The organism is Pseudomonas acericola (SeqCode), from assembly GCF_053456465.1.
This window is the reverse complement of the sequence record NZ_JBRFJB010000002.1, coordinates 497,978-524,166: the sequence shown is the minus strand read 5'-3', so window position 1 is coordinate 524,166 and position 26,189 is coordinate 497,978. Positions and strand designations below refer to the sequence as shown.

The following is a 26,189-nucleotide window of genomic DNA, read 5'->3' as shown; positions in this document are numbered from 1 at the left end:
GGTCAATGTGGGAGCTGGCTTGCCTGCTCCCACAGTTGAACCGGGTTTCTTCAGGGAAATATGAATAGTTTGTGGAGAGCTGAATCATGCAAACCAAATTACTGATCAACGGCCAACTGGTCACAGGCGAAGGCCCGGCCCAAGCCATCTTCAACCCGGCACTCGGCCGCGTGCTGGTGGAAATCAACGAAGCCAGCGAAGCCCAGGTAGACGCCGCCGTGCGCGCCGCCGATGCGGCCTTTGAAGGCTGGTCGCAAACCGCACCAAAGGACCGCTCCCTGCTGCTGCTAAAACTGGCGGACGCGATCGAAGCCCACGGCGAAGAGCTGGCCAAGCTGGAGTCGGACAACTGCGGCAAACCCTACAGCGCCGCGCTGAATGACGAGATCCCGGCGATTGCCGACGTGTTCCGCTTCTTCGCCGGCGCCAGCCGTTGCATGAGCGGGTCGGCCGGTGGCGAGTATTTGCCCGGCCACACCTCGATGATCCGTCGCGACCCGGTGGGCGTGATCGCCTCCATCGCGCCGTGGAACTACCCGCTGATGATGGTCGCGTGGAAAATCGCCCCCGCCCTCGCCGCCGGTAATACCGTGGTGCTCAAACCGTCGGAACAAACCCCGCTGACCGCGCTGCGCATGGTCGAACTGGCCGCAGAAATTTTCCCGGCAGGTGTACTCAATCTGGTATTCGGCCGTGGGCCAACGGTGGGCAGCCCGCTGGTGAACCATCCGAAAGTGCGCATGGTGTCGCTGACCGGCTCCATCGCCACCGGCGCGAACATCATCTCCAGCACCGCCGACAGCGTGAAGCGCATGCACATGGAGTTGGGCGGCAAGGCGCCGGTGATCATCTTCAACGACGCCGATATCGACGCCGCCGTAGAAGGCATCCGCACCTTCGGTTTCTACAACGCCGGCCAGGATTGCACGGCCGCCTGCCGAATTTACGCCCAGGCGGATATCTACGACGCGTTTGTCGAGAAGCTCGGCGCGGCAGTCGCCAGCATCAAGCATGGTTTGCAGGATGATCCGACCACCGAGCTGGGGCCGCTGATCACCGCGCAACACCGCGACCGCGTGGCCGGTTTTGTCGAACGCGCCGTGGCGCAGTCACATATCCGCCTGATCACCGGCGGCAAGGCCGTGGAAGGCAATGGGTTCTTCTTCGAGCCGACCGTGCTGGCCGACGCGCAACAGGACGATGAAATCGTGCGCCGCGAGGTGTTCGGGCCGGTGGTGTCGGTGACCAAGTTCAGCGATGAAGCCCAGGTGCTGGGTTGGGCCAATGATTCGGACTACGGCCTGGCGTCATCCGTATGGACCGCCGACGTAGGCCGCGCCCACCGTTTGGCCGCGCGTTTGCAGTACGGCTGCACCTGGGTGAATACCCACTTCATGTTGGTCAGCGAAATGCCTCACGGCGGTCAGAAACTGTCGGGGTATGGCAAGGACATGTCCATGTACGGGCTGGAGGACTACACGACTGTTCGGCATGTGATGTTCAAGCACTGACATTTCCCCTGTAGGAACCGGCTTGTTGTGGCGAGGGAGCTTGCTCCCGCTGGGCTGCGCAGCGGCCCCAAAAATATTGGGAGCGCTTCGCACTCCAGCGGGAGCAAGCTCCCTCGCCACAACAGCCCGCTCCCACATGGATCTCCCTATAACAATAAATATTCGTAGGTTTTCCCCATGGACATCACCCGCCGCGACTTCCTCAACGGCGTCGCCATCACCCTTGCCGCTGGCATGACCCCGCTGCAAATCCTGCAAGCCGCCCCCGATGGTCGCTACTACCCGCCCGCCCTCACCGGCCTGCGCGGCAGCCATGTCGGCTCGTTCGAAGTGGCGCACCAGATGGGCTGGGAAAAGAAGGTGTTCGACACCGAAAAGCTGCCGATCAACGAGACCTATGACCTGGTGGTGGTCGGCGGCGGCTTGAGCGGTTTGTCGGCGGCGTGGTTCTACCGCGAGAAGCATCCCAAGGCGAAGATCCTGATCCTGGAAAACCACGACGACTTCGGCGGCCACGCCAAGCGCAACGAGTTCCAGGCCGGCGGCCGCATGATCATCGGTTATGGCGGCAGCGAGGCGTTCCAGTCGCCCAACCACCTCTATAGCAAAGAGGTAAACGGGCTGTTGAAGAAACTCGGGGTGAATATCAAGCGCTTCGAAACCGCCTTCGACCGCCAGTTCTACCCAGGCCTGGGCCTATCGCGCGGGGTGTTTTTCGACAAGGAAAACTTCGGCGAAGACAAACTGGTGACCGGCGACCCGACGCCGATGGTGGCGGACGATGTGGCGCCAGACCAACTGAATGCGCGCTCCATCAGTGACTTCATCCATGACTTTCCGCTGCCCGAGGCAGATCGTCTCGCCTTGATCGAATTGCACACCGCGCCCAAGGATTACCTGCCGGGCAAGAGCGCCGAAGAAAAGGCCGACTACCTGGCCGCCACCAGCTACCGCGACTTCCTACTGAAGAACGTAGGGTTGTCGCAAGGTGCGGTGAAGTACTTTCAAAGCCGCACCAATGACTTCATGGCGTTGAGCATCGATGCCGTGGCTTCGGCTGACGCTTATAGCGTGGGTTTCCCAGGCTTTGCCGGGATGAACCTGGCGCCGATCAGCGAAGAAGCGGCGGCAGAGATGGAAGAGCCTTACATCTATCACTTCCCCGATGGCAACGCGTCGGTGGCGCGCCTGTTGGTGCGCAGCCTGATCCCGGGCGTGGCGCCGGGGCACACCATGGACGATATCGTGCTGGCGCCGTTTGACTACGCCCGGCTCGACCAGCCGACGTCCGCCGTACGGTTGCGCCTGAACAGCACGGCGGTCAGCGTGCGTAACGTTGGCGACGGCGTGCATATCGGCTACAGCCGTGGCGGACAACTCGCACAGGTGCGTGGCAAGCGCTGCATCCTGGCCTGCTACAACATGATGATTCCGTACCTGTTGAAAGACCTGCCGGCAACCCAAGCCCATGCCTTGAGCCAGAACGTGAAATACCCGCTGGTGTACACCAAGGTGGTGATCCGCAATTGGCAGTCGTTCCAAAAGCTCGGGGTGCATGAGATCTACGCGGCGACCCAGCCTTACAGCCGGATCAAGCTGGACTACCCGGTGAGCATGGGCGGCTACGACCACCCGCGCGACCCGACGCAGCCGATTGGCTTGCACATGGTCTACGTGCCCACCAGCCCCAACAGCGGCATGAACGCCCGCGACCAGGCGCGCGCCGGGCGTGGCAGGTTGTATGGGCAGACGTTCGAGCAACTGGAAGCGCAGTTGCGTGACCAGTTGCAACGCATGCTCGGGCCGGGTGGGTTCAACCATGAAACGGACATCCTGGCGATCACTGTCAACCGCTGGTCACATGGGTATGCGAGCTTCTCCAACAGCTTGTTTGATGACGCCGAAGAGAGCGAAGCGTGGATGGACCTGGCGCGCAAGCCGGTGGGGCATGTGAGCATCGCCAACTCGGATGCGGCGTGGAGTGCGTATGCTCATGCGGCCATTGACGAGGCTTACAGGGCAGTCGGTGAAGTGAGCTGAAATACATTCTAAATGTGGGAGCTGGCTTGCCTGCGATACAGGCACCTCGGTGTGTCAGTCATACCGTGGTGATGCTATCGCAGGCAAGCCAGCTCCCACAGAAGCCAGCTTTCACATTGGATCTTCATCTTTCTTGAGTAATGTGTCCGGCTGCGGTCCCGGAAATGTCTTGTCGCACTTGCAATGCCATCACCCCGCTATCAATCATTTTTCCTACACCATCGAACCGCTTAAGCTATCCGGCGTCTGTTTATTGTCCGTTGCGTTTGGCCGAAGGCATGTCCGAACCGTAATTTCTGATCCGCTACGTGCCAGGAACGGCGCGGGATTTGCTCACGACAGGTTGTCTCTATGCACCGCAGGAATTTGCTCAAAGCGTCCATGGCCATTGCGGCCTACACCGGGTTGTCGGCCAGCGGCCTGCTCGCCGCGCAGGCCTGGGCCGGAAACCGTGCCGCCGACGGCAAGGCTGTGACATTCGATTTTGAAACCCTCAAGGCCCAGGCCAAGCAACTCGCCGGCACTGCGTATAAAGACACCAAGCAGGTGCTGCCGCCGACCCTGGCGACCATGAGCCCGCAAAATTTCAACGCCATCGGCTATGACGGCAACCATTCGCTGTGGAAGGACTTGAACGGCCAACTGGACGTGCAGTTCTTCCACGTCGGCATGGGCTTCAAGACGCCGGTGCGCATGCACAGTGTCGATCCCAAGACCCGTGAGGCCCGCGAGGTGCATTTCCGCCCTTCGCTGTTCAACTACGAAAAAACCACGGTCGATACAAAACAACTGAAAGGCGACCTGGGTTTCTCCGGCTTCAAGCTGTTCAAGGCACCGGAACTGGATCGCCATGATGTGTTGTCGTTCCTTGGCGCCAGCTACTTCCGTGCGGTGGACAACACCGGCCAATACGGACTGTCCGCACGCGGCCTGGCGATTGATACCTACGCGAAAAAACGCGAAGAATTCCCGGATTTCACACAGTTCTGGTTCGAAACCCCGGACAAGGACGCCACGCGTTTTGTGGTCTACGCCCTGCTCGACTCGCCGAGCGCCACCGGCGCCTATCGTTTCGACATCGACTGCCAGGCCACCCAGGTGGTGATGGCCATCGACACCCATATCAATGCGCGCACCGCCATCGACCAACTGGGCATTGCGCCGATGACCAGCATGTTCAGCTGCGGCACCCATGAACGCCGCATGTGCGACACCATCCACCCGCAGATCCACGATTCGGACCGCCTGGCGATGTGGCGCGGCAACGGCGAGTGGATCTGCCGCCCGCTGAACAACCCGGCCAAGCTGCAGTTCAACGCCTTCGCCGACAAAGACCCGAAAGGGTTCGGCCTGGTGCAGACCGACCATGAGTTCGCCAGCTACCAGGACACCGTGGATTGGTACAGCAAGCGCCCAAGCCTGTGGGTCGAACCAACCACGGCGTGGGGCGAAGGCTCCATCGACCTGCTGGAAATTCCTACCACCGGCGAGACCATGGACAACATCGTGGCCTTCTGGACACCGAAAAAACCCGTGGCCGCCGGCGATTCGCTCAACTACGGCTACAAGCTGTACTGGAGCGCCTTGCCGCCGGTGAGCACGCCGTTGGCGCAAGTCGATGCCACCCGCTCCGGCATGGGCGGCTTCACCGAAGGCTGGGCACCGGGCGAACACTACCCACCGGTGTGGGCCCGTCGCTTTGCCGTGGACTTCAAGGGCGGCGGCCTGGATCGCCTGCCGGCCGGCACCGGGATCGAACCGGTGGTGACCTGCTCCCATGGCGAGGTGAAGGATTTCAGCATCCTGGTGCTCGATAACATCAAGGGCTACCGCATCCTGTTCGACTGGTACCCCACCAGCGACAGCGTGGAGCCGGTGGAACTGCGTCTATTCATTCGCACCCAGGACCGCACCTTGAGCGAAACCTGGCTGTACCAGTACTTCCCGCCGGCACCGGACCAGCGTAAGTACACCTGATGCAAAATGTGGGAGCTGGCTTGCCAGCTCCCACAGGGTTCAATTGTGCTTTCAGAACCGCGACACACTCTTCATCGCCCCAATCAGATACCGCATCGCCACCTGATCGTTTTCGGTCAGGGCGCGATACTGCGCCAGTAATTCGGCCTCATCCGAACTCAATCGTCGACCCCATAAAGACATTCTGCGGGTCACAAAAAACGCCACTGCACCCACAACACCATAGGACTTGGCCATGGACTACTACTCCTGAATTCAATCAACTGTTCCTGATGCCCATCAACCGCCTCCCGTGAAGCGCAATGCCTCAGCGGACAAACAGACTGACTCCCCGGGCCAGAAATCAGACTTACCCTAAGCGTAGAAACGATCTCGGTAACCGTGCGATTTTTTTAGAGTAATCACTTAAAAAATTATCGCGGTAACAAATACCTACAGTCACATCCCACGCACCCAGGCAAAAAAAAGCCCACCGGGTCAGGGTGGGCTCTGATGCCGCGTAGGGCTTAATCCCTCAAGTCAGACTCATGAATCGGCTGGTCCCGATGAGTCGCCCGCTGGTACTGCGCCGGCCAGATGGCCTTGCGCCCGCCCAGGTCGTCGTCGGCATGCAAGGGCCAGTACGGATCGCGCAGCAGTTCGCGGGCGAGGAAGATGATGTCGGCCTGGCACGTGCGCAGGATGTGCTCGGCCTGGGCCGGTTCGGTGATCATGCCCACGGTGCCGGTGGCGATGCCCGCTTCCTTGCGCACACGCTCGGCGAAGCGCGTCTGGTAACCGGGGCCGATGGGGATCTCGGCGTTGGCGGCGGTGCCACCGGAGGACACGTCGATCAGGTCCACGCCGAGTGCCTTGAGGCGGCTCGCCAGTTCCACGGTTTCATCCGGGTTCCAACCGTCTTCGACCCAGTCGGTGGCCGACACCCGCACAAACAATGGCAGTTCTACAGGCCAGACTTGGCGCACGGCCTCTGTCACTTGCAGCACCAGGCGGATGCGGTTTTCAAACGAGCCGCCGTACTGGTCCTGGCGCTGGTTACTGATCGGCGAGAGAAACTGATGCAACAGGTAACCATGGGCGGCGTGGATCTCAACCACCTCAAACCCCGCAGTCAGTGCGCGCTTGGCGGCGGCGACAAAGTCAGCGATCACTTGCTGGATCTGCCCTTCGTCCAGCTGTTTGGGCTGCGTGTGCTGGGGGTCGAAGGCTATCGGTGATGGGCCCACTGGCACCCAGCCGCCGTCGTCCGGCTTGACGCTGCCGTGCTTGCCGATCCATGGCCGGTGGGTGCTGGCCTTGCGCCCGGCGTGGGCCAGTTGAATCCCGGCCACCGCGCCTTGGGCCGCGATAAAACGGGTGATGCGTTGCAGCGGTTCGATCTGTGCGTCGTTCCACAGGCCCAGGTCCTGGGCGGTGATGCGACCGTCGGCAGTCACAGCGGTGGCTTCGGTGAAGATCAGCCCGGCGCCCCCCACGGCGCGGCTGCCGAGGTGCACCAGGTGCCAGTCATTCGCCAGCCCCCCTTCAGCGGAGTATTGGCACATCGGCGACACCGCGATGCGGTTGAGCAGGGTCAATTGACGGAGGGTATAGGGTTCGAGCAGCTGGCTCATGGCGCACCTCTTCTGGGTTCTATGGGCACTGTTCAACAGTGCTTAGAGCCTAGTCGACAACGGTGGATTGCACAGGGTTCAGAAAGGAAAGCAGGGGCCGATTGCCGGCCCCTGTGTTGCAAGAAACTACATTTCGACCTGGGTGCCCAGTTCGATCACCCGGTTTACCGGGAGCTTGAAGAAGCGCAGGTTGCCGTTGGCGTTCTTCAACATGAAGGCGAACAGGCTTTCTCGCCAGCGCGCCATGCCTTCGATCTTCGACGCGATGACCGTCTCACGGCTGAGGAAGTAGGTGGTGCGCATCGGGCTGAAATCCAGGTTATCCAGATGGCACAGCTTCAGCGCTTCGGGCACATCCGGCTCATCGGTGAAACCGAAGTGCAGGATCACGCGGAAGAAGCCGTCGCCAAAGGCGTCCACCTCGAAGCGCCGCTCGACCGGCACCCGTGGGATGTCTTCGTAGACCACCGTCAGCAGCACCACTTGCTCATGCAACACCTGGTTATGCAGCAGATTGTGCAACAGCGCGTGGGGCACGGCGTCTGGCCGCGCGGTGAGAAACACCGCCGTGCCCTGCACGCGATGGGGCGGCTGCACGCGGATGCTGCTGATGAAGATCGGCAGCGGCAGGCCACCTTCGTCGAGACGCTCCACCAGCAATTGCTTGCCGCGCTTCCATGTCGTCATCAAAACAAACAATACGATCCCCGCCAGCACCGGGAAAGCGCCGCCCTGGATGATCTTCGGCACGTTGGCGGCAAAGTACAGCCCATCCACCAACAGGCAGCAGACCAGCACCGGCACCGCCAGGATCGGTGGCCACTTCCACAGCAGCAACATCACCGCCGACACCAGGATGGTGGTCATCAGCATGGTGCCGGTCACCGCCACGCCGTAGGCCGAGGCCAGGGCGTTGGAGGACTCGAAGCCCAGCACCAGCAGGATCACGCCGACCATCAGCGACCAGTTCACCGCGCCGATGTAGATCTGGCCCTGTTCGGCACTGGAGGTGTGCTGGATGTGCATGCGCGGGATGTAACCCAACTGGATCGCCTGGCGGGTCAGGGAGAACGCGCCGGAGATCACCGCCTGGGACGCGATCACCGTGGCCAGGGTGGACAACACCACCAGCGGGATCAGCGCCCAACTCGGCGCCAGCAAGTAGAACGGGTTGCGCGCGGCTTCCGGGTCGCCCAGCAGCATCGCGCCCTGACCGAAGTAGTTGAGCACCAGTGCCGGCAAAACAAGGATGAACCAGGCACGGGCGATGGGCTTGCGGCCGAAGTGGCCCATGTCGGCGTACAGCGCTTCGGCGCCGGTCAGTGCCAGCACCACCGCGCCGAGAATCGCCACGCCAATGCCCGGGTGCGCCTCGAAGAAACGCACGGCCCACATCGGGTTCATCGCACTGAGCACTTCGGGGTGCAGGGTGATGCCATACACACCGAGGCCGCCCAGCACCAGGAACCAAGTCACCATCACCGGGCCGAACAGCTTGCCGATGTGGTCGGTGCCGTGTTTCTGGATCAGGAACAGCGCCACGAGCACGACCAGGGCGATGGGCACGACCCATTTCTCCAGGCCGTCGAACGCCAGTTCCAGGCCTTCCACGGCCGACAACACGGAAATCGCCGGGGTGATCATGCTGTCGCCATAGAACAGCGCCGCGCCGCACAGGCCACACACCACGAGGAAGCTGCGCAGTTTCTTGCGCTCCCCCGCCGCCCGCCGCGCCAGCGCAGTCAGGGCCATGATGCCGCCTTCGCCCTGGTTATCGGCGCGCAGCACAAACAGCATGTACTTGATCGACACCACCCAGATCAGCGACCAGAAGATCAGCGCCAGGATCCCCAGCACGCCGTCATGGTTGACTTGAACCCCATAACCGCCGTTGAACACCTCTTTAAGGGTGTAGAGCGGGCTGGTCCCGATATCGCCGTAAACCACCCCGACCGCTGCCACCAGCATGCCAATCGGCTTAGTGGTGGAATGCGCGGCGCCTGCCGCCGGACTACTTGCCTGACCCATCAACCACTCCTGCCCTTTGACCTGAGGTCTTTTATAAACAGCGCGTCTCAACTGACCGTAGCATGCGCTGTTTTACTTCTCGTAACAGACGTTTTATTGACCTTGGCGTTTTACCTGTGGGCAACGGCGCGAAGCATAGCGCAGCGGTTGGGGGATTTCGCGGTTCGCGTGTGTTGGCCTACAGAGATGAAGGCCATTTGAGCGCTATTTGCCTGCATTGAACTCTCTTATCGACAAGGCTACTTTGGCCTCCCTCTACGGTTTCCGACGCACGGATTGCTTGACCTCGTGTTCAACAGAAAAAGCGTTTGATCAAGTCTGTTGGGTGACCCCATACTGAAAACGTAGCCACGATGTAGCTACATTTTTTGTAGAGGAGTCCTGATATGTCCGCATTACTGAAAACCACTGACGTGCGTTGCCGCATAGACGAGGATTTGAAAGAGCGTGCCACTGCTGTGCTCAACGCGTGCGGGCTTAGCCTCAGTGAAGCCTTGCGCCTCTTCCTCCATCAGGTCGTGACAACGCAGGGTCTGCCCTTTGAGGTGCGCGTCCCTTCGGAAAAAACCGCTCGTGCCATGGCACAAGCGCGTGAGATTCGTCGCCAGTTCGACTCAATCGACGAAATGCTAGGGGACGCTGATGGCGAAACCGCAGAAGAAGCAAAAACGCGCCGACCTGCCAAAACAATGCGCACAGACGCCTGAATTCAAAAAGTCCTGGGAACGCTACAAGCGGGCCGGGCGCCGAGATATGAATGAAGTACGGACAGTGATGGTGCTGCTGTTCCTGGGCGAGCAGCTTCCCGCCGAATACCGCGACCATGCACTTACCGGCAATTGGGAGGGCTTCAGGGAGTGCCATATCGGTGGCGACTTTCTGATGATTTATGAAAACTCGCGGGCCGACTTGATCACCTTTGTGGATTTGGGGAGCCACGCTGAATTGTTCGCGTAGTCATTGGCGAATTCGATAGTGCCGCACTCGTCGCATTTCCCCGCATAAAGCTGGTCAAGCGCGTTGCCCATCGATAGAATTGCGCACTTTTTGATCAGAGGCACACCAAGTGCCCGTCCGCTGCCTGCCCTTCACGGCGGCGGCGTCATTCAATACCGAGGTTAGACATGTCCACCACCATCGCAAAAGCCAACCCCAAGGTTGGCTTTGTTTCCCTGGGTTGCCCGAAGGCGCTTGTCGATTCCGAGCGCATCCTTACGCAACTGCGTATGGAAGGCTATGACGTCGTGTCCACTTACCAGGATGCCGATGTGGTGGTGGTCAACACCTGCGGTTTCATCGATTCGGCCAAGGCTGAGTCCCTGGAAGTGATCGGCGAAGCGATCAAGGAAAACGGCAAGGTCATCGTGACCGGCTGCATGGGCGTGGAAGAAGGCAATATCCGCAACGTGCACCCGAGCGTGCTGGCGGTGACCGGTCCGCAGCAGTACGAGCAGGTGGTCAACGCCGTGCACGAAGTCGTACCGCCGCGTCAGGATCACAACCCGCTGATCGACCTGGTGCCGCCGCAAGGCATCAAACTGACCCCGCGTCACTACGCGTACCTGAAGATTTCCGAAGGCTGCAACCACAGTTGCAGCTTCTGCATCATCCCGTCGATGCGCGGCAAGTTGGTCAGCCGTCCGGTCGGTGATGTGCTGGACGAGGCCCAACGCCTGGTCAAATCCGGCGTAAAAGAGCTGTTGGTGATCTCCCAGGACACCAGCGCCTACGGCGTCGATGTGAAATACCGCACCGGTTTCTGGAACGGCGCGCCGGTGAAAACCCGCATGACCGAACTGTGCGAAGCCTTGAGCAGCCTGGGTGTGTGGGTGCGCCTGCACTACGTTTACCCGTACCCGCACGTCGACGAGCTGATCCCACTGATGGCCGCCGGCAAGATCCTGCCGTACCTGGACATCCCGTTCCAGCACGCCAGCCCGAAAGTCCTGAAAGCCATGAAACGCCCGGCCTTCGAAGACAAGACCCTGGCGCGCATCAAGAACTGGCGCGAGATCTGCCCGGAGCTGATCATCCGTTCGACCTTCATCGTCGGCTTCCCCGGCGAAACCGAAGAAGACTTCCAGTACCTGCTGGACTGGCTGACCGAAGCGCAGCTGGACCGCGTGGGTTGCTTCCAGTACTCGCCGGTGGAAGGCGCTCCGGCGAACCTGCTGGACCTGGCCGTGGTGCCGGACGACGTCAAGCAAGACCGTTGGGAGCGTTTCATGGCGCATCAACAGGCCATCAGCTCGGCGCGCCTGCAACTGCGCATCGGCAAGGAAATCGAAGTGTTGATCGACGAAGTCGATGAACAAGGCGCCGTAGGCCGCTGCTTCTTCGATGCGCCGGAGATCGACGGTAACGTGTTTATCGACGATGCCAGCGGTTTGAAGCCGGGCGACAAGGTCTGGTGCACCGTGACCGACGCCGACGAATACGACCTGTGGGCCGAAAAGCGCGACTAACGCTGTAAAGATTTGAAAAAGCCCTGCCTCTGGACAAGATGCGGGGCTTTTTTACGTCTATCGTTTTGCCCATCGACGCCAATCATATTCGGCAAGGGGCAGCAGGCATGCGTCAGCATTCGGTTATCCATACACCTAAAACCAGCGACTACGCGGAGTTGGCGCGGATTTGGGAAGCTTCGGTGCGGGCCACCCATGACTTTCTGCCGGACAGCTACATCGTGTTACTGAAAGACTTGGTGCTGAGCCGTTACCTGGACGCTGTGATGCTGATCTGCACCAAGGATCTGCGCCAACGCATCACCGGGTTTGCCGGCGTGGCGGCGGGAAAGGTGGAGATGCTGTTTATCGACCCGCAGCATCGGGGCCAGGGGCTTGGCCGGCAGTTGCTGCGTTATGCCATCGAACACATGAATGCCGATGAGCTGGACGTCAACGAACAGAATCCGCAGGCGCTGGGTTTCTACTGCAAGCAGGGCTTCGAAGTCATCGGACGGACGGAGCATGATGGTTTGGGCCAGCCTTATCCGTTGCTGCACCTGCGCCTGCGCTCTTCTGTGGGAGCTGGCTTGCCTGCGATGCGGGCAACTCGGTCATTCAGTTAAACCGAGGTGATGCCATCGCAGGCAAGCCAGCTCCCACACAAGCCAGGTCCCAGCAATGCCAGAGCTTCCACAAAAAACACCGGCACTGAAATGGGGCCGGGATTAACCGGCGCCAGGCAGGTACAATAGCCGCCCCCTTTTGTTACGGCCCTTGTCATGACTGACCCCATACGCCTCTCCAAACGCCTTATCGAACTGGTCGGTTGCTCCCGTCGGGAGGCTGAGCTGTTTATCGAAGGCGGCTGGGTCTCGGTGGACGGTGAAGTGATCGACGAGCCGCAGTTCAAGGTCACCACCCAGAAGGTCGAGCTCGACCCGGACGCCAAGGCCACCGTGCCAGAGCCGGTGACCATCCTGCTCCACGCGCCGGTTGGCGTGGATGCAGAAACGGCGATGGCCTCGATCAGCGCCGATACCCTGTCCGAAGAACACCGCTTCAGCAAGCGCCCGCTCAAGGGCCACTTCCTGCGCCTGACCGCCAGCGCCGACCTGCAAGCCAAGGCCAGCGGCCTGCTGGTGTTTACCCAGGACTGGAAGATTCTGCGCAAGTTGACCGCCGATGCCGCCAAGATCGAGCAGGAATACGTGGTGGAAGTGGAAGGCGACATGGTTGCCCACGGCCTCAACCGCCTGAACCACGGCCTGACCTACAAAGGCAAGGAGCTGCCGGCGGTCAAAGCCAGCTGGCAGAACGAAAACCGCCTGCGTTTTGCGATGAAAAACCCGCAGCCGGGCGTGATCGCGCTGTTTTGCGAAGCGGTGGGCCTCAAGGTCATTGCCATCCGTCGCATCCGTATCGGCGGCGTGTCCATCGGCAAGGTGCCGGTCGGCCAGTGGCGCTACCTGTCGGCCAAAGAGAAGTTCTAAGCCGCCGCCCCTTTCTCGACACCGCCGGATTTGGGCGGTGTCCTCAGTTGAATACCAGGATTACCCACCATGATTCACAACGACGTACTGCGTAGCGTGCGCTACATGCTCGACATCAGCGACAACAAGATGGTCGAGATCATCAAGCTCGGCGGCATGGACGTGACCAAGGACGACCTGCTGACCTACCTCAAGAAAGACGAGGAAGAAGGCTTCGTGTTCTGCCCGGACGACGTCATGGCGCACTTCCTCGATGGCCTGGTGATCTTCAAGCGCGGCAAGGACGAAAGCCGTCCGCCGCAGCCGATCGAACCCCCGGTGACCAACAACATCATCCTCAAGAAGCTGCGCGTGGCCTTCGAACTGAAAGAAGACGACATGCACGCCATCCTCAAGGCCGCCGAGTTCCCGGTGTCCAAGCCTGAACTGAGTGCGCTGTTCCGCAAGTTCGGCCACACCAACTACCGCACCTGCGGCGACCAGTTGCTGCGCAACTTCCTCAAGGGCCTGACGCTGCGCGTCAGAGCTTAAAGCAGCCACAAGCTTCAAGCTGCAAGTGAAAAGCTTGTGGCTCGCAGCTTGCAACTTGAGGCTCCAAAAATGCCCTACAACGTCTCACCCGTCGGCTTCGTGCGCTCCTGTTTCAAGGAGAAGTTCGCCATCCCGCGCCAACCGCAACTGGCGCCTGCCGCCCGTGGCGTGCTGGAGTTGGTGGCGCCGTTCGACGGCGGCGAGGCGGTGCAGGGTCTGGAGCAGGTCAGCCATGTGTGGCTGCTGTTTCTGTTCCACCAGGCTCTGGAAGACAAGCCGCGCCTGAAAGTGCGCCCGCCACGCCTGGGCGGCAACACCTCCATGGGCGTGTTTGCCACCCGTGCGACGCACCGGCCCAATGGCATCGGCCAGTCGGTGGTCAAGCTGGACAAGGTGGAGCCGGGGCGGCTGTGGATTTCCGGGATCGACCTGCTCGACGGCACGCCGGTGCTGGATATCAAGCCGTATGTGCCCTACGCAGACATCATCAGCACGGCCACCAATGACATGGCCAGTGGTGCGCCCACGCTGATTCCCGTGCAGTGGCTGAAGACTGCGCTGCACCAGGCACAAAACCACGCCCAGCGGCTGGATGAGCCGTTGGTGGCGCTGATTGAGCAGTGCTTGGCGCAAGACCCGCGGCCGGCGTATCAGACGCCTGGGCCTGAGCGCGAGTACGGCGCGCAGTTCTGGGATGTGGATGTGCGCTGGCACTATCCCGAGGCTGGGACGATATGTGTGCTGGAAGTACTTCCAGCAGAGTAAGTGCCGGAAACAAATGTGGGAGCCGCTTGTGTGGGAGCTGGCTTGCCTGCGATAGCATCACCTCGGTGTAACTGAAAAACCGAGTTGTATGCATCGCAGGCAAGCCAGCTCCCACACAAGCCGGCTCCCACATTTTTCTGAGCGGTGTTTACTTCTCGACGAACGCACGCTCGATCAGGTAATCACCCGGCTCACGCATGCGTGGCGAAACTTTCAGGCCGAAGCTGTTCAACACTTCGCTGGTCTCGTCCAACATGCTTGGGCTGCCGCACAGCATGGCGCGGTCGTCCTCGGGGTTGATCGGCGGCAGGCCGATGTCGGTGAACAGCTTGCCGCTGCGCATCAGGTCGGTCAGGCGGCCTTCGTTTTCGAACGGCTCGCGGGTCACGGTTGGGTAGTAGATCAACTTCTCACGCAGGGCCTCGCCGAAGAATTCGTTCTGCGGCAGGTGCTCGGTGATGAACTCGCGGTAAGCGACTTCGTTGACGTAACGCACGCCGTGGCACAGGATCACTTTTTCAAAGCGCTCATAGGTTTCCGGGTCCTGGATCACGCTCATGAATGGAGCGAGGCCAGTGCCGGTGCTGAGCAGGTACAGGTGTTTGCCCGGCTTCAAATCGTCAAGCACCAGGGTGCCTGTCGGTTTTTTGCTGATGATGATCTCGTCGCCTTCCTTCAAGTGCTGCAATTGGGAAGTCAGCGGGCCATCCGGCACCTTGATGCTGAAGAACTCCAGATGCTCTTCCCAGTTCGGGCTGGCAATGGAGTAAGCGCGCATGAGCGGGCGGCCGTTGGGTTGTTGCAGGCCGATCATCACGAACTGACCGTTCTCGAAGCGCAGGCCCGGGTCGCGGGTGCACTTGAAGCTGAACAGAGTGTCGTTCCAGTGATGAACACTGAGGACACGCTCGTGGTTCATGTTGCTCATGTACGGGGAACTCCTGGAAATAGGTCTGCGCCAAAGAGATAGATGCGCAATTGCACAGCATTCTAATGGCGGCGACAATATCTGTTAACTGGATTATTAAGATAAGGGTTATCGGTTATATCGATATGCGATTTACTCTCCGTCAACTGCAAGTCTTCGTCGCCGTCGCCCAGCAGGAAAGCGTCTCCCGCGCTGCTGGCCTTCTGGCCTTATCTCAATCCGCCGCCAGCACTTCGATCACCGAGCTGGAGCGCCAATCCAGCTGCCAATTATTCGACCGCGCGGGCAAACGGCTGAGCCTAAACGCCCTCGGCCATCAGCTGCTGCCCCAGGCTGTGGCGCTACTGGACCAGGCCAAGGAGATCGAGGACCTGCTCAACGGCAAGTCCGGCTTCGGTTCCCTGGCGGTCGGCGCCACGCTGACCATCGGCAATTACCTGGCCACCCTGCTGATCGGCAGCTTTATGCAGCAACACCCCGAGAGCCAGGTGAAGCTGCATGTGCAGAACACTGCGCATATCGTGCACCAGGTCGCGCACTACGAAATTGACCTGGGTCTAATCGAAGGCGACTGCAGCCACCCGGACATCGAGGTGCAAACCTGGGTTGAAGATGAATTGGTGGTGTTTTGCGCGCCCCAGCATCACCTGGCCAAGCGTGGCGTGGCGAGCATGGATGAGCTGACGCGTGAGGCGTGGATCCTGCGGGAGCAAGGTTCGGGCACGCGCCTGACGTTTGACCAAGCCATGCGCCATCACCGCAGCGCACTGAATATCCGCCTGGAGTTGGAGCACACCGAGGCGATCAAGCGCGCCGTGGAGTCAGGGTTGGGCATTGGTTGTATTTCGCGGCTGGCGCTGCGCGATGCATTCCGCCGTGGCAGCCTGGTGCCGGTGGAAACCCCGGACCTGGACCTGGCCCGGCAGTTCTACTTCATCTGGCATAAACAGAAGTATCAGACCTCGGCCATGCGCGAGTTCCTGGAGCTGTGCCGCGCCTTCACCGCTGGGGTTCAGCGCAGCGACGAGATCGTGCTGCCGAGCATTGCCTGAGCGTTAGATCAGGATCACGGCCCACACCAGGGTGATCATGGTCAGCGCGACGAATTGCGCGGCGCTACCCATGTCCTTGGCGTTTTTCGACAAGGGGTGGCGGTCCAGGGAGATCCGGTCGATCGCCGCTTCCACCGCCGAGTTGAGCAACTCGACGATCAAGGCCAGCAGGCACACGGCGATAAGCAAGGCGCGTTCGACCCGGCTGACATGCAGGAAGAAGCTCAATGGGATCAGGATCACGTTGAGCAACACCAACTGACGGAAGGCCGCCTCGCCGGTGAAAGCCGCACGCAGGCCATCCAGGGAATAGCCCCCTGCATTGAAGATACGTTTGATACCGGTTTGACCCTTGAAAGGCGACATAGACGTAGGCAACTGAACCAAAGAAGTGGGAAAACTAGATCACGCCAAGTCAAAAAAGCGTGAATCGGTAACAACTTAATGCTGCGAAATTGACTCAAGTTGTTGCAAGAGCAGCGCCGCCTGGGTCCGCGTGCGCACCCCCAGCTTGCGGAAGATCGCCGTGACATGGGCCTTGATGGTCGCTTCCGACACGCTCAGCTCGTAGGCAATCTGCTTGTTCAGCAACCCTTCGCAGACCATGGTCAGCACACGGAACTGCTGGGGCGTCAGGCTGGCCAGGCCATCACGGGCCGCCTTGGCTTCGTCAGACACATTGATTTCTTCAAACGCCTGCGGCGGCCAGGACACGTCGCCATCCAGCACACTGCGCACGGCGTTCTGAATGTCTTCCATGGCGCTGGATTTCGGAATGAAACCGCTGGCGCCAAACTCCTTGGAGCGCACCACGACATCGGCTTCTTCTTGCGCCGAGACCATCACCACCGGGATCTGCGGGTATTGCCCACGCAACAGCACCAACCCCGAGAAGCCGTAGGCGCCCGGCATGTTCAGGTCGAGCAGCACCAGGTCCCAGTCGGATTTTTCGGTGAGGCGGGCTTCCAGTTCGGCAATGCTGGCCACTTCGACCAGGCGCACGTCCGGGCCAAGGCCCAGGGTCACTGCTTGGTGCAGGGCGCTGCGAAACAGCGGATGGTCATCGGCTATCAGGATTTCGTATGTGGCCATTGATTAAATGATCCTGTTTTTTATGGGAGCCCTGATGGGTTCAGGGTTCGCCAATACACTAGGCGACGGCCAGGCAGCCATCGCCACAGGGCAAGTTCGACGTCAAAAGCACGTGGAACGACGTCGAAAATTCACGGTTGCGCCCCAATCGGCGCTCAGCATGCCCAGCGTAGCCTGGGGGGTCAAGCACTACGCCCTTGGGCATTTTAGCGGCGCGGGGTTTACGGTGCCATCATGCAAACGTCGTCTGGCTATACCGCTGGGATATAGGGTGCAAGACGAGTATGGACGCTGTCGGTCGGGTCCAGGGGTAATTGAAATTTGGCGGCCAGGTAATGGGTGCTGAAGACGTCAAGGTAGGCGTCCAGCACTTCACTGGCGGCGCCATCATCGGCCAGTTCCAGGCACAGCGCCGCGACCTCCGCAGTGCAGAAATGATCATCACGCTTGGAGCGGCGCAGCTTGTAGCGCGACAGTTGCTCAGGCGCCAGGCTCAGTACCGGCAAATGCTCCAGGTACGGGCTTTTGCGGAACATCTTGCGCGCTTCGCTCCAGGTCCCGTCCAGCAGGATGAACAGCGGGCGCTTGCCCTCCTCCACCTGCACTTGGCTGACAACCCGCTCGGGCACCACGAATTCGCCGGGGAATACGATGTAAGGCTGCCATTGCGGGTCTGCCAACAAGGTCAGCAAATTGGGGTCAACCTCGGTGCGCGACCAGGCGAACGCGGTGGTGTCGTCGATTACATCGGCGATCAGCCAGCCGGTGTTGCTGGGTTTCATCGGCTCAACGTCATGCATCAGCAGGCACATCGCCGACCTGGCCGCGACTTTCGGTCGCCAGGCGCACAGGCAGTACTCGGGAATAACTCGGCAGCCGGAGCAACGCTCGGCGCGGGAACCACGATTCAGGAACGGCCTGACGGCGCGTGCCAGACGCTGGGTGCGCAGGCGGGAGACGGCGTGGCTCATCGGATGCGCCGTTGGGACGGGTAAATCGACACGGTGAAAACTCGTGGAGGGCTTTAAGTGCCGGCAGTTTACCAGCGATACGCCTGGCTGTAGTGGCAACGGCTCACCTATAATTGCGCGCCACTGAACGCACAGCGCAGTGGCTGGTCTATGCACCAGTACCCGAATCAGGAGAGTTTCATGTTGCGTTCCATGCTGCGCCTTGCCGCCCCGTCCATCGCCCTCGCGCTGGTATTGCCTGTGGGCGCCCAGGCGGCCTCGCTGCTGGAGGCCCAAATGAACCGCAAGCTGCAAAGCGTCGCAGCTGAAAGCAACAAGGACCTGCCCCGGGAAATCGACGAAAAGACCCTGGAAGTGGCCTACACCGTTGAAGGCATGCAACTGATCGATCACCTCAGCGTACTGCCCGACCGCGCCGAACAGATGCGCGCCAACCCCAAGGCCGTATATTTCCAGCTCGGCCAGAGCGTGTGCCTGAACAAGGGTTACCGCGAGTTGATGGCCAAGGGGGCGGTAATGCGCTATGAAATCACTGAGAACAAGACCAACCGCCCCGTGGCGTCGGTGAAGTTTGTCGAAGCAGATTGCCCTGCCCCGGCGAAGAAGAAAAAGTAACGGCATGACCTTCGCGCACTGCCGTCCGGTGGTGCGCACTCCCCCGCCTCAAGTCCTTTCGGGCAGCTAGACTCTCTCTCGAGCAACCAATAAGTGGTTGCCAGCCAAGGGTTTTCCGGCTCATGATCAAGCCATCCCTACCCTTCAATCACAGCATTTCCCCTGCTGTTCTGTAACATTTTCAGGGCAAAAGAAGGTTGCCCCCAGCGGCAAGCAGCGACACATGCAGTGTCGTCGCCTCCGGCGAATGGCTCGTCGGCCACCCGGGCCCTGCAAGAAGGAGAAGTTGAATGCCTTACGAACCGAATGACCGCCTGCTCCAACATTTTGAACAAAACGGAGCCGACCTCACCCAGCAGGTCGAAGCGCAACTCCAGCTAATTGCCCCCAACAGCCCGAATACCCCTCTTTATCGCGACATGATCCTCACCGTGCTGCGCATGGCCCAGGACAACGGTGACCGCTGGAACGCGAAAATCACCCTGCAAGCCATCCGCGAATTGGACAACGCCTTCCGCGTGCTGGAACAGTTCAAGGGCCGGCGCAAAGTCACGGTGTTTGGCTCGGCGCGCACGCCCGTCGAAAGCCCGTTGTATGCCCTGGCCCGTGAAGTCGGTGCAATGCTCGCAAAATCGGACCTGATGGTGATCACCGGCGGCGGCGGCGGCATCATGGCCGCTGCCCATGAAGGCGCCGGCCTGGAACATAGCCTGGGCTTCAACATCACTCTGCCGTTTGAACAGCACGCCAACCCGACCATCGACGGCACCGACAACCTGCTGTCGTTTCACTTCTTCTTCACTCGCAAGCTGTTCTTCGTCAAGGAAGCCGATGCACTGGTGTTGTGCCCAGGCGGTTTCGGCACCCTGGATGAAGCGCTGGAAGTGCTGACACTGATCCAGACCGGCAAAAGCCCATTGGTGCCCGTCGTGTTGCTGGACGCTCCCGGTGGCGGCTTCTGGCAAGGCGCGCTGGACTTTATCCGCAGCCAGCTGGAAGCCAACCGCTATATCCTGCCCACCGACCTCAAGCTGGTGCGCCTGGTGTACAGCGCAGAGGACGCGGTGGCGGAGATCAATCAGTTCTACGCCAACTTCCACTCCACGCGCTGGTTGAAACGCGAATTCGTGATGCGCATGCATCACCCTCTCAGTGATCGAGCACTGGCCCATTTGCAAAGCGAATTTGCCAGCCTGCGATTAAGCGGGGAATTCCAACAACTCGCTTATACCGGCGAGGAACATGACGAGCCAAGGTTCAGCCATCTGACGCGGCTGGTGTTCAACTTCAACGGTCGCGACCAGGGCCGATTGCGAGAGCTGGTGGATTTCATCAACTTGCCGGAGAACTGGGCGCAGGCTCAGGGCAAGGTGCAGCAGAGAGTGGCGCCGGAGCCGGCGTGATTTTTTGAGCAAAAAAAAAGGCCCACTATTTCATAGTGGGCCTTTTTATGGATGGCTTGTAGTGGAGTGGTTGGGGCTGCTGCGCAGCCCAGCGGGAGCAAGCTCCCTCGCCACAACAAGCGCCCTCATCACAACAAACGCCGTCAAGATAACAACTCAGTCGTCCATGTCTCGCCCACTGAGTAGGCGGCTGATCATTTCCATCGAGAACCCACGATAACTCAGGAAGCGGCCTTGTTTCGCACGCTCCCTGGCATCGATAGGCAGATGACCAGAAAACTTGCGCCGCCAGGTCTCTTCCAGCTGCGACTGCCAACTGATACCGCACTCACGCAGGGCAAGGTCGATATCAGCACGTTGCAGGCCCCGCTGACTCAACTCTTCACGAATCCGCGCCGGGCCGTAGCCAGAGCGGGCTCGATAGGACACAAAGCTTTCAAGGTAACGGGCTTCCGACAGCAGCCCCTCTTCCGTCAAGCGGTCGAGAGCGGTGTCGATCATCTCGGGCTCCGCGCCGCGCTGACGCAGCTTGCGCGTCAGCTCGACTCGACCATGCTCGCGGCGAGCGAGCAGGTCCATCGCAGTGCGCCGAACGGCGACGAGTGTATCCAGTACAACTGTCATCGTTTGCTTCAGATATCAGTGTCGGCTTCTTCTACTTCTGCAACCGGCTCGCGGTTGGCGGCAGCCTTCACGTCTGGCGCTGCGGTCAGCAGCTTATCGCGGATCTGCTTTTCAAGCGTGGCGGCGATATCCGGGTTTTCCGCAAGGAACTTGGCCGAGTTGGCCTTGCCCTGGCCGATCTTGCTGCCGTTGTAGGCATACCAGGCGCCGGACTTCTCAACAAAGCCGTGCAGCACGCCCAGGTCGATCATCTCGCCGTTCAGGTAGATACCCTTGCCGTAGAGAATCTGGAACTCAGCCTGACGGAAAGGCGGGGCCACTTTGTTCTTCACGACTTTAACGCGGGTTTCGCTACCAACAACTTCGTCGCCTTCTTTCACCGCGCCAGTACGGCGGATGTCCAGACGGACCGAAGCATAGAACTTCAGCGCGTTACCACCGGTGGTGGTTTCCGGGCTGCCGAACATCACGCCGATCTTCATACGGATCTGGTTGATGAAGATCACCAGGCAGTTGGCGTTCTTGATGTTACCGGTGATTTTACGCAGTGCCTGGGACATCAGACGGGCTTGCAGGCCCACGTGCATGTCACCCATCTCGCCTTCGATTTCAGCCTTGGGTACCAGGGCAGCCACGGAGTCGACCACGATCACGTCGATGGCATTGGAGCGCACCAGCATGTCGGTGATTTCCAGGGCTTGCTCACCGGTATCCGGTTGGGAAACCAGCAGGTCGTCAACGTTGACGCCCAGCTTGCCAGCGTATTCAGGGTCGAGGGCGTGCTCGGCGTCAACGAACGCGCAGGTGGCGCCCATTTTTTGTGCCTGGGCAATCACCGACAGGGTCAGGGTGGTTTTACCGGAAGATTCAGGACCGTAGATTTCAACGATACGGCCTTTTGGCAACCCGCCAATGCCGAGCGCGATGTCCAGACCCAGAGAGCCAGTGGAAATAGCCGGGATCGCCTGACGGTCGTGATCGCCCATACGCATTACGGCACCCTTGCCGAATTGACGTTCGATCTGACCCAGGGCCGCAGCCAAGGCTTTCTTCTTGTTGTCGTCCATTAAAGTCCTCACGTAATCAATAAGGCCGGGGCGGCCAACACCTGTATAAGTAGACAGTATTGTTCCACAAAGATCGGGGATCGCCTACCCCTGATTTTCTATTTCTGCTGCAGCTCGTCGCAACAAGCCCTCTAGCGCGGCCTTTACCGTTTGTCGGCGGACCTCATCGCGGTTGCCGGTGAAGTGCTCAAGCTCGGCCGTGACGTCATCACCGACACCAAAGGCGAGCCATACAGTGCCCACCGGTTTGTCCGGCGAACCGCCATCCGGCCCCGCGACACCGCTGACCGCCACGGCAAAACGCGCCAGGCTTTTTTCCTGGGCGCCACGGACCATCGCCTCCACCACCTCCTGGCTGACGGCGCCAACTTTCGCAAACAAGGCTTCCGGCACATTCAGTTGCCGGGTCTTCTGGCGATTGGAATAGGTGACATAGCCCGCCTCGAACCAGGCCGAACTCCCCGGAATCCGCGTGATCGCTTCGGCAATACCGCCGCCGGTGCAGGACTCGGCGGTGGTGACGTGGGCATTGAGCACCTGTAGACGGCGTCCCAGTTCAGCGGCCAGTTGAGTAATTTCCTTCACGGTTGTCTCCGGAGGTAAGCGGGGGGTTCGCCTACCCTACAGGAGCCAATCGCACGTGCAAGTGACAGGCTGACACGCGCACATCCGCCGTTACCTAAAAAACACACAGAACCGCCTTCGCCCGCGCCCACAACCGCAATCGGTCCTCCAGCCCGTTGAGCCCGCCATTGATACGCCGCGTGATCGTGGTGAACTGGTCCTTGTCGGCCAGTTCATTCAGACCGTTGTTCTGCCAGAACCAGGCGGCCGACGCGACGGCCCATTGCGGCTGCTCCAGCAGCGTCGGTTCCCGCAACAGGCGATCATCACCGAACAACGCCTGGCTGCAGGCCAGGTAGTTGCGCCGGCCAGTGATCTGGATCAGGCCACGGCCGCGGTACCGCTGGCCATCGCCGTCCTGTTCTGGCGTGTTGCCCAGGCGCGCGGCCAGCAACCCCGTGTCGTACTTGCTCAGATACTGCTCGCTCCCAAGCTCACGTACGTAGCGCAATTCGCCGGACTCATGCCCGATTTGCGCGATAAACGCAGCGACGCGTCGGGCACTGTCGATCCCATACAGGGCAAACGCGGCATTGAACCCAGGCAAAAAAACGCCCGCGCCAAGGCGGGTTCCCGGCAGGATTTGCATCAGTTGCGCCAGTGTGATCTGCATCAATCGCTCCCTGAAAAGTGCCTATTCCGACAAACCGCCGGCAGTGATCGAGCTGCGATACCCCGCCACCGGGTCGCTCGAATTCACTACCTGGGTGATCGACCACCGCCCCTGCATGTAACCCGGCCAGGTCTCATCGAGCCGCAACAGCCCTTCGGCGGCCAGTAACGGATTCCCAGGGCAATCGATCACCAACTCCAACCCCTCGCGCCCGACCCTGCGCAGCTCAGCTTCCGCGACGGCACGGGCTTCCGCCGCGTTTTGACAGCGCTGGCGCACGGCCTTGAACGGCGCAATACCCACTTCAACCACATGCTGCTTGCCCCCCGCCGAATCCCACCAGGTGACACGGCTGCCCTGGTATTTCGCGCGCGTCTTGTCGTTGAGCGTGGCGGTGATAAAGGCCGGATCACCGGGGCGATTGTCCTGGGTCACGGACAATTTCACCTCCGGCAACTGTTGCAGGGTCAATGTCCGGGTTTTGCCGGCTTCGGCGAGGACATACAGTTCGTTGAACGGCTTGGTGATCGCGCAGTAGCGCTTGGCCAGCCGGGTAATGAAAGCCATGTCGCTTTCATTGGACTGGTCGATATGCGGCACCGGAACGCTTTCCAGCGACGGCGCCACACGCGGCGAAAACCCGTGCCGGCTGACCAACTGGCGAAACAGCGCACCCAGTGTGGTGGGCCCATAGCTGGCCGATCGACGCTGGCGATAGCCGCTCGCGTCCTTCTCGCTGAACGGTGCTGCTGTCGCGACAATCAGCAGGCGCATGGGAAACAGCACGGGAGTGCGCTGACTGATCAGAAACTGACCTTTTTCCACCAGCCCCGTTTCTTTGAAACCCACGCGCAAGCCAATCTTGCCGCTCAAACTCGGCAGGCCTTCCAGCCCCTCGATATTGAGGGTCAGTTCCAGCCGGTCAGACTGGATGCCGACCCCATCGGTATGGCTCCAGCGCATGATCCGCTGGTTGAGCAAGGCCGCGTTGGCGCCGTAAAATTCCACGATTGGCGTAAATCCCTGTGACATGCAGCCTCCTTAATCCCACGCCAGAACGGGGCGCAGCGCCGTCGGCCGCGCTTGCATTTCCGGCACGATCACCCAGACACCCGCCGGCAGCACCGGGCCGTACTCGGCAAGCTTGGGGTTCAGGCGCCACAGGGTTTCTTCGGCCGCATCATCGCAACGCCCCAGCTCGCGGTAGAGCAGCAGGTTGACCGAGTCACCGGCGATACTTCGTACTCTACGCATTGACGAATTCCTCCAGCTCAAGGGTCCAGGTCATCAGCATCGCCGTGCCGTCATCGATCACGTTGCTCTGGGTTTCCTGCACCGAATTGATCCGCCACAGGCCCCAGTTGCGGCCGATGCCATCCACCAGCGGCAACGGTGTGCGCAAGCCTTGCAGGGCACGCAACTCATCCAGGCGTTGCATGCCGATGCCATACATGGCCTTGCCGCTGAAGGTGAGCTTTTCCAGCTTCTGTCCGCTCTGGCGCGACTGCGGCTTGCTGGCAATAATCGCCAGGTCGCTCCAGCCGCCGTCGCTGTTACGGATCAGCGAGGCATAGGCAAAGCCCCGGGACAAACCAAAAATGAAATCGCCCAAAACCATCTGTTGTCGCATCAATCACCTCCTAGGTCGGCGAGAGCCGCATTGCGGCGAACCCCCAGCGCGTCCGTGACCATCGGCATGCATTGAAATTGCAGGGCGTGGATCACCTGGCTGACCACCTGTTGGGCGTCGGCTGGGTTCACACCGGTGATCTGGATACTCGGCGCAATGGAAACCTGCACGTTATCCGCGCGGGCACTGTTGAGCTCTTTGCTCACGGCATTCGGCGCTGGCAGACGATCACTGGGGCCGAACAACTTGTCACCCAGCCAGGCGCCCGCTTCGCTGCCCAGCAAACCACCGATTGCACCGCCGACCGCTGTACCGACACCGGGAAGAACCAAGGTGCCGATGGCCGCCCCCGCAGAGGCGCCCGCCCACGCTCCACCCGCAGTGCTCAGGCCGGAGCCGATGGCGTTGGCATCGCCGTTGCGTACGCCCTGGATCACATCCACGGCAGCTGCGGCGGCTCTCAATGGCCCGAGCCGGCGAATGCCGACGGATTGCAGTGCGCCGACAGCATCGGCCAAGGCGCCTGCACTTAGGTTGGGTGCGCTAGTGGCAACGCTAGCCCCGGCAAAGGACTGAAAACGTTGCGAGTTCGGCCCCCGCTGAAAGCTGTTTGACTGGCCCCCCAAGGCCTGGCGATTTCGCTTGGACGGACTGCGCCTGCCTGCGCTGCGCCCAGCGTTTTTTTTGCGCTCTTTGAATTGATTGACGGCCTCGTCCATGACCAGATCAACCGCTTTTTCTATGACCTTGTCTTTGATCGTGTCCAACAAGCCAGCGCCGGCAGCCTCGGGCTGATCCTGCGGCGAGCTCGCGGCCACATCGGCAGCCTTGGGCACCAGCGCATCGCCGTTGATGAACAGCGTGCTGTTGAGCGTCTCCAACGTCTCGCGCAGCCGCACGTTTTCCTGGGCCAAGGCGTTGATATCCACACTGAGCGTGACCAACGCAGAGCGCAGTTCCACCTGCGGCTGCGGGGCCCCATCCACGCTGACAGGAGCCACAGCGCTGGCGGAAAACGGCGCCAGCACATTGCCAAGGTCGGCGTCGCCGATCATCCAGCGCAAGTCCTCCTGGGCGAGCCTCATCCCATATTTAGTGTCTTGCATCCCGCTCTACTCCTGTTTGACGCCAAGGCGAGTGATCGCGATGTCGTAGCGGCGCATGGCTT

28 protein-coding genes are annotated in these 26,189 nt (G+C 60.6%); 13 read left to right on the top strand and 15 right to left on the bottom strand.

Features of this window, described 5'->3' with window-relative positions:
• Window positions 1-86: 86 nt before the first annotated feature.
• The 3 genes from ACU688_RS08415 to ACU688_RS08405 all read left to right on the top strand — a co-directional run bounded on the left by ACU688_RS08415 (window position 87) and on the right by ACU688_RS08405 (window position 5,528).
• A complete protein-coding gene (locus ACU688_RS08415; protein ID WP_448184348.1) occupies window positions 87-1,511 on the top strand; it encodes a gamma-aminobutyraldehyde dehydrogenase in 1,425 nt (474 codons plus the stop codon).
• A gap of 177 nt (window positions 1,512-1,688) precedes the next feature.
• Complete coding sequence (locus ACU688_RS08410) at window positions 1,689-3,551, top strand: NAD(P)-binding protein (RefSeq protein WP_448184347.1); 1,863 nt, start codon at window positions 1,689-1,691, stop codon at window positions 3,549-3,551.
• Between the two features lie 351 nt (window positions 3,552-3,902).
• Window positions 3,903-5,528 carry a glucan biosynthesis protein D gene (locus tag ACU688_RS08405; protein ID WP_448184346.1) on the top strand — a complete coding sequence of 542 codons (1,626 nt, stop codon included), beginning with the start codon at window positions 3,903-3,905 and terminating at the stop codon, window positions 5,526-5,528.
• 51 nt (window positions 5,529-5,579) lie between these two features.
• Here the strand turns inward: ACU688_RS08405 and ACU688_RS08400 are convergent, their stop codons facing one another.
• The 3 genes from ACU688_RS08400 to ACU688_RS08390 form a co-directional block, all read right to left on the bottom strand.
• The gene (locus ACU688_RS08400) at window positions 5,580-5,765 is read right to left on the bottom strand and encodes a hypothetical protein (RefSeq protein ID WP_448184345.1); all 186 of its coding nucleotides are present in this window, start codon (window positions 5,763-5,765) and stop codon (window positions 5,580-5,582) included.
• Window positions 5,766-6,034: 269 nt separating this feature from the next.
• Window positions 6,035-7,141: an NADH:flavin oxidoreductase/NADH oxidase gene (locus tag ACU688_RS08395; protein ID WP_448184344.1), complete on the bottom strand. Its 1,107-nt coding sequence runs from the start codon at window positions 7,139-7,141 to the stop codon at window positions 6,035-6,037.
• 126 nt (window positions 7,142-7,267) lie between these two features.
• A complete protein-coding gene (locus ACU688_RS08390) occupies window positions 7,268-9,169 on the bottom strand; it encodes a potassium transporter Kup (protein ID WP_017738240.1) in 1,902 nt (633 codons plus the stop codon).
• A gap of 386 nt (window positions 9,170-9,555) precedes the next feature.
• Between ACU688_RS08390 and ACU688_RS08385 the strand changes: the two genes are divergently transcribed.
• The 7 genes from ACU688_RS08385 (at window position 9,556) to tsaA (ending at window position 14,402) form a co-directional block, all read left to right on the top strand.
• Window positions 9,556-9,876 carry a type II toxin-antitoxin system RelB/DinJ family antitoxin gene (locus ACU688_RS08385; RefSeq protein WP_448184343.1) on the top strand — a complete coding sequence of 107 codons (321 nt, stop codon included), beginning with the start codon at window positions 9,556-9,558 and terminating at the stop codon, window positions 9,874-9,876.
• Window positions 9,812-10,126, top strand: coding sequence for a type II toxin-antitoxin system YafQ family toxin (locus tag ACU688_RS08380; protein WP_448184342.1), 315 nt, complete (start codon window positions 9,812-9,814; stop codon window positions 10,124-10,126). Before ACU688_RS08385 ends, ACU688_RS08380 begins: the two co-directional genes overlap by 65 nt.
• A 167-nt stretch (window positions 10,127-10,293) precedes the next feature.
• Complete coding sequence (rimO, locus tag ACU688_RS08375) at window positions 10,294-11,634, top strand: 30S ribosomal protein S12 methylthiotransferase RimO (RefSeq protein WP_003231334.1); 1,341 nt, start codon at window positions 10,294-10,296, stop codon at window positions 11,632-11,634.
• Between the two features lie 107 nt (window positions 11,635-11,741).
• Complete coding sequence (locus ACU688_RS08370; protein ID WP_448184341.1) at window positions 11,742-12,239, top strand: GNAT family N-acetyltransferase; 498 nt, start codon at window positions 11,742-11,744, stop codon at window positions 12,237-12,239.
• A 156-nt stretch (window positions 12,240-12,395) separates the two neighbouring features.
• Window positions 12,396-13,106 carry an rRNA pseudouridine synthase gene (locus ACU688_RS08365; RefSeq protein WP_017738244.1) on the top strand — a complete coding sequence of 237 codons (711 nt, stop codon included), beginning with the start codon at window positions 12,396-12,398 and terminating at the stop codon, window positions 13,104-13,106.
• 69 nt (window positions 13,107-13,175) lie between these two features.
• Entirely contained in the window at window positions 13,176-13,637 is a 462-nt protein-coding gene (locus ACU688_RS08360) for a YehS family protein (RefSeq protein WP_448184340.1), read from the top strand.
• 69 nt (window positions 13,638-13,706) lie between these two features.
• On the top strand, window positions 13,707-14,402 hold the full coding sequence (gene tsaA / locus ACU688_RS08355) for a tRNA (N6-threonylcarbamoyladenosine(37)-N6)-methyltransferase TrmO (protein ID WP_448184339.1): 696 nt from the start codon (window positions 13,707-13,709) through the stop codon (window positions 14,400-14,402).
• Window positions 14,403-14,550: 148 nt separating this feature from the next.
• Here tsaA and fpr read toward each other — a convergent pair whose 3' ends face one another.
• Window positions 14,551-15,330: a ferredoxin-NADP reductase gene (gene fpr, locus ACU688_RS08350; RefSeq protein WP_124526086.1), complete on the bottom strand. Its 780-nt coding sequence runs from the start codon at window positions 15,328-15,330 to the stop codon at window positions 14,551-14,553.
• 125 nt (window positions 15,331-15,455) lie between these two features.
• Here fpr and ACU688_RS08345 point away from each other — a divergent pair, with 125 nt between their 5' ends.
• On the top strand, window positions 15,456-16,382 hold the full coding sequence (locus tag ACU688_RS08345) for a LysR family transcriptional regulator (RefSeq protein WP_017738246.1): 927 nt from the start codon (window positions 15,456-15,458) through the stop codon (window positions 16,380-16,382).
• A 3-nt stretch (window positions 16,383-16,385) separates the two neighbouring features.
• Here the strand turns inward: ACU688_RS08345 and ACU688_RS08340 are convergent, their stop codons facing one another.
• From ACU688_RS08340 to ACU688_RS08330, 3 genes are all read right to left on the bottom strand, one after another.
• Complete coding sequence (locus ACU688_RS08340; RefSeq protein WP_017137081.1) at window positions 16,386-16,748, bottom strand: diacylglycerol kinase; 363 nt, start codon at window positions 16,746-16,748, stop codon at window positions 16,386-16,388.
• Window positions 16,749-16,823: 75 nt separating this feature from the next.
• Window positions 16,824-17,474: a response regulator transcription factor ErdR gene (gene erdR, locus ACU688_RS08335; protein WP_017738247.1), complete on the bottom strand. Its 651-nt coding sequence runs from the start codon at window positions 17,472-17,474 to the stop codon at window positions 16,824-16,826.
• 251 nt (window positions 17,475-17,725) lie between these two features.
• Window positions 17,726-18,445, bottom strand: coding sequence for a tRNA-uridine aminocarboxypropyltransferase (locus tag ACU688_RS08330; RefSeq protein ID WP_448184338.1), 720 nt, complete (start codon window positions 18,443-18,445; stop codon window positions 17,726-17,728).
• Window positions 18,446-18,625: 180 nt separating this feature from the next.
• Between ACU688_RS08330 and ACU688_RS08325 the strand changes: the two genes are divergently transcribed.
• Window positions 18,626-19,060 (top strand): PA3611 family quorum-sensing-regulated virulence factor, encoded by a 435-nt coding sequence (locus ACU688_RS08325; protein ID WP_207039862.1) that lies wholly within the window; start codon window positions 18,626-18,628, stop codon window positions 19,058-19,060.
• Window positions 19,061-19,350: 290 nt separating this feature from the next.
• A complete protein-coding gene (locus ACU688_RS08320; RefSeq protein ID WP_448184337.1) occupies window positions 19,351-20,463 on the top strand; it encodes an LOG family protein in 1,113 nt (370 codons plus the stop codon).
• A gap of 156 nt (window positions 20,464-20,619) precedes the next feature.
• Here the strand turns inward: ACU688_RS08320 and recX are convergent, their stop codons facing one another.
• The 8 genes from recX to ACU688_RS08280 all read right to left on the bottom strand — a co-directional run bounded on the left by recX (window position 20,620) and on the right by ACU688_RS08280 (window position 26,127).
• Window positions 20,620-21,087, bottom strand: a complete 468-nt coding sequence (gene recX, locus ACU688_RS08315) for a recombination regulator RecX (protein WP_026136987.1) — start codon at window positions 21,085-21,087, stop codon at window positions 20,620-20,622.
• Window positions 21,088-21,095: 8 nt separating this feature from the next.
• The gene (gene recA, locus ACU688_RS08310) at window positions 21,096-22,154 is read right to left on the bottom strand and encodes a recombinase RecA (protein ID WP_017738252.1); all 1,059 of its coding nucleotides are present in this window, start codon (window positions 22,152-22,154) and stop codon (window positions 21,096-21,098) included.
• A gap of 84 nt (window positions 22,155-22,238) precedes the next feature.
• On the bottom strand, window positions 22,239-22,739 hold the full coding sequence (locus tag ACU688_RS08305; RefSeq protein ID WP_448184336.1) for a CinA family protein: 501 nt from the start codon (window positions 22,737-22,739) through the stop codon (window positions 22,239-22,241).
• A gap of 94 nt (window positions 22,740-22,833) precedes the next feature.
• Window positions 22,834-23,391, bottom strand: a complete 558-nt coding sequence (locus ACU688_RS08300) for a glycoside hydrolase family 19 protein (RefSeq protein ID WP_448184335.1) — start codon at window positions 23,389-23,391, stop codon at window positions 22,834-22,836.
• A gap of 21 nt (window positions 23,392-23,412) precedes the next feature.
• Window positions 23,413-24,423, bottom strand: coding sequence for a phage late control D family protein (locus tag ACU688_RS08295; protein WP_448184334.1), 1,011 nt, complete (start codon window positions 24,421-24,423; stop codon window positions 23,413-23,415).
• A gap of 9 nt (window positions 24,424-24,432) precedes the next feature.
• Complete coding sequence (locus ACU688_RS08290; RefSeq protein WP_448184333.1) at window positions 24,433-24,645, bottom strand: tail protein X; 213 nt, start codon at window positions 24,643-24,645, stop codon at window positions 24,433-24,435.
• On the bottom strand, window positions 24,638-25,021 hold the full coding sequence (locus ACU688_RS08285; protein WP_448184332.1) for a phage tail protein: 384 nt from the start codon (window positions 25,019-25,021) through the stop codon (window positions 24,638-24,640). Before ACU688_RS08285 ends, ACU688_RS08290 begins: the two co-directional genes overlap by 8 nt.
• Window positions 25,021-26,127 carry a glycine zipper domain-containing protein gene (locus ACU688_RS08280; protein ID WP_448184331.1) on the bottom strand — a complete coding sequence of 369 codons (1,107 nt, stop codon included), beginning with the start codon at window positions 26,125-26,127 and terminating at the stop codon, window positions 25,021-25,023. The genes ACU688_RS08285 and ACU688_RS08280 overlap by 1 nt, the downstream gene beginning before the upstream one ends.
• Window positions 26,128-26,189: the final 62 nt, after the last annotated feature.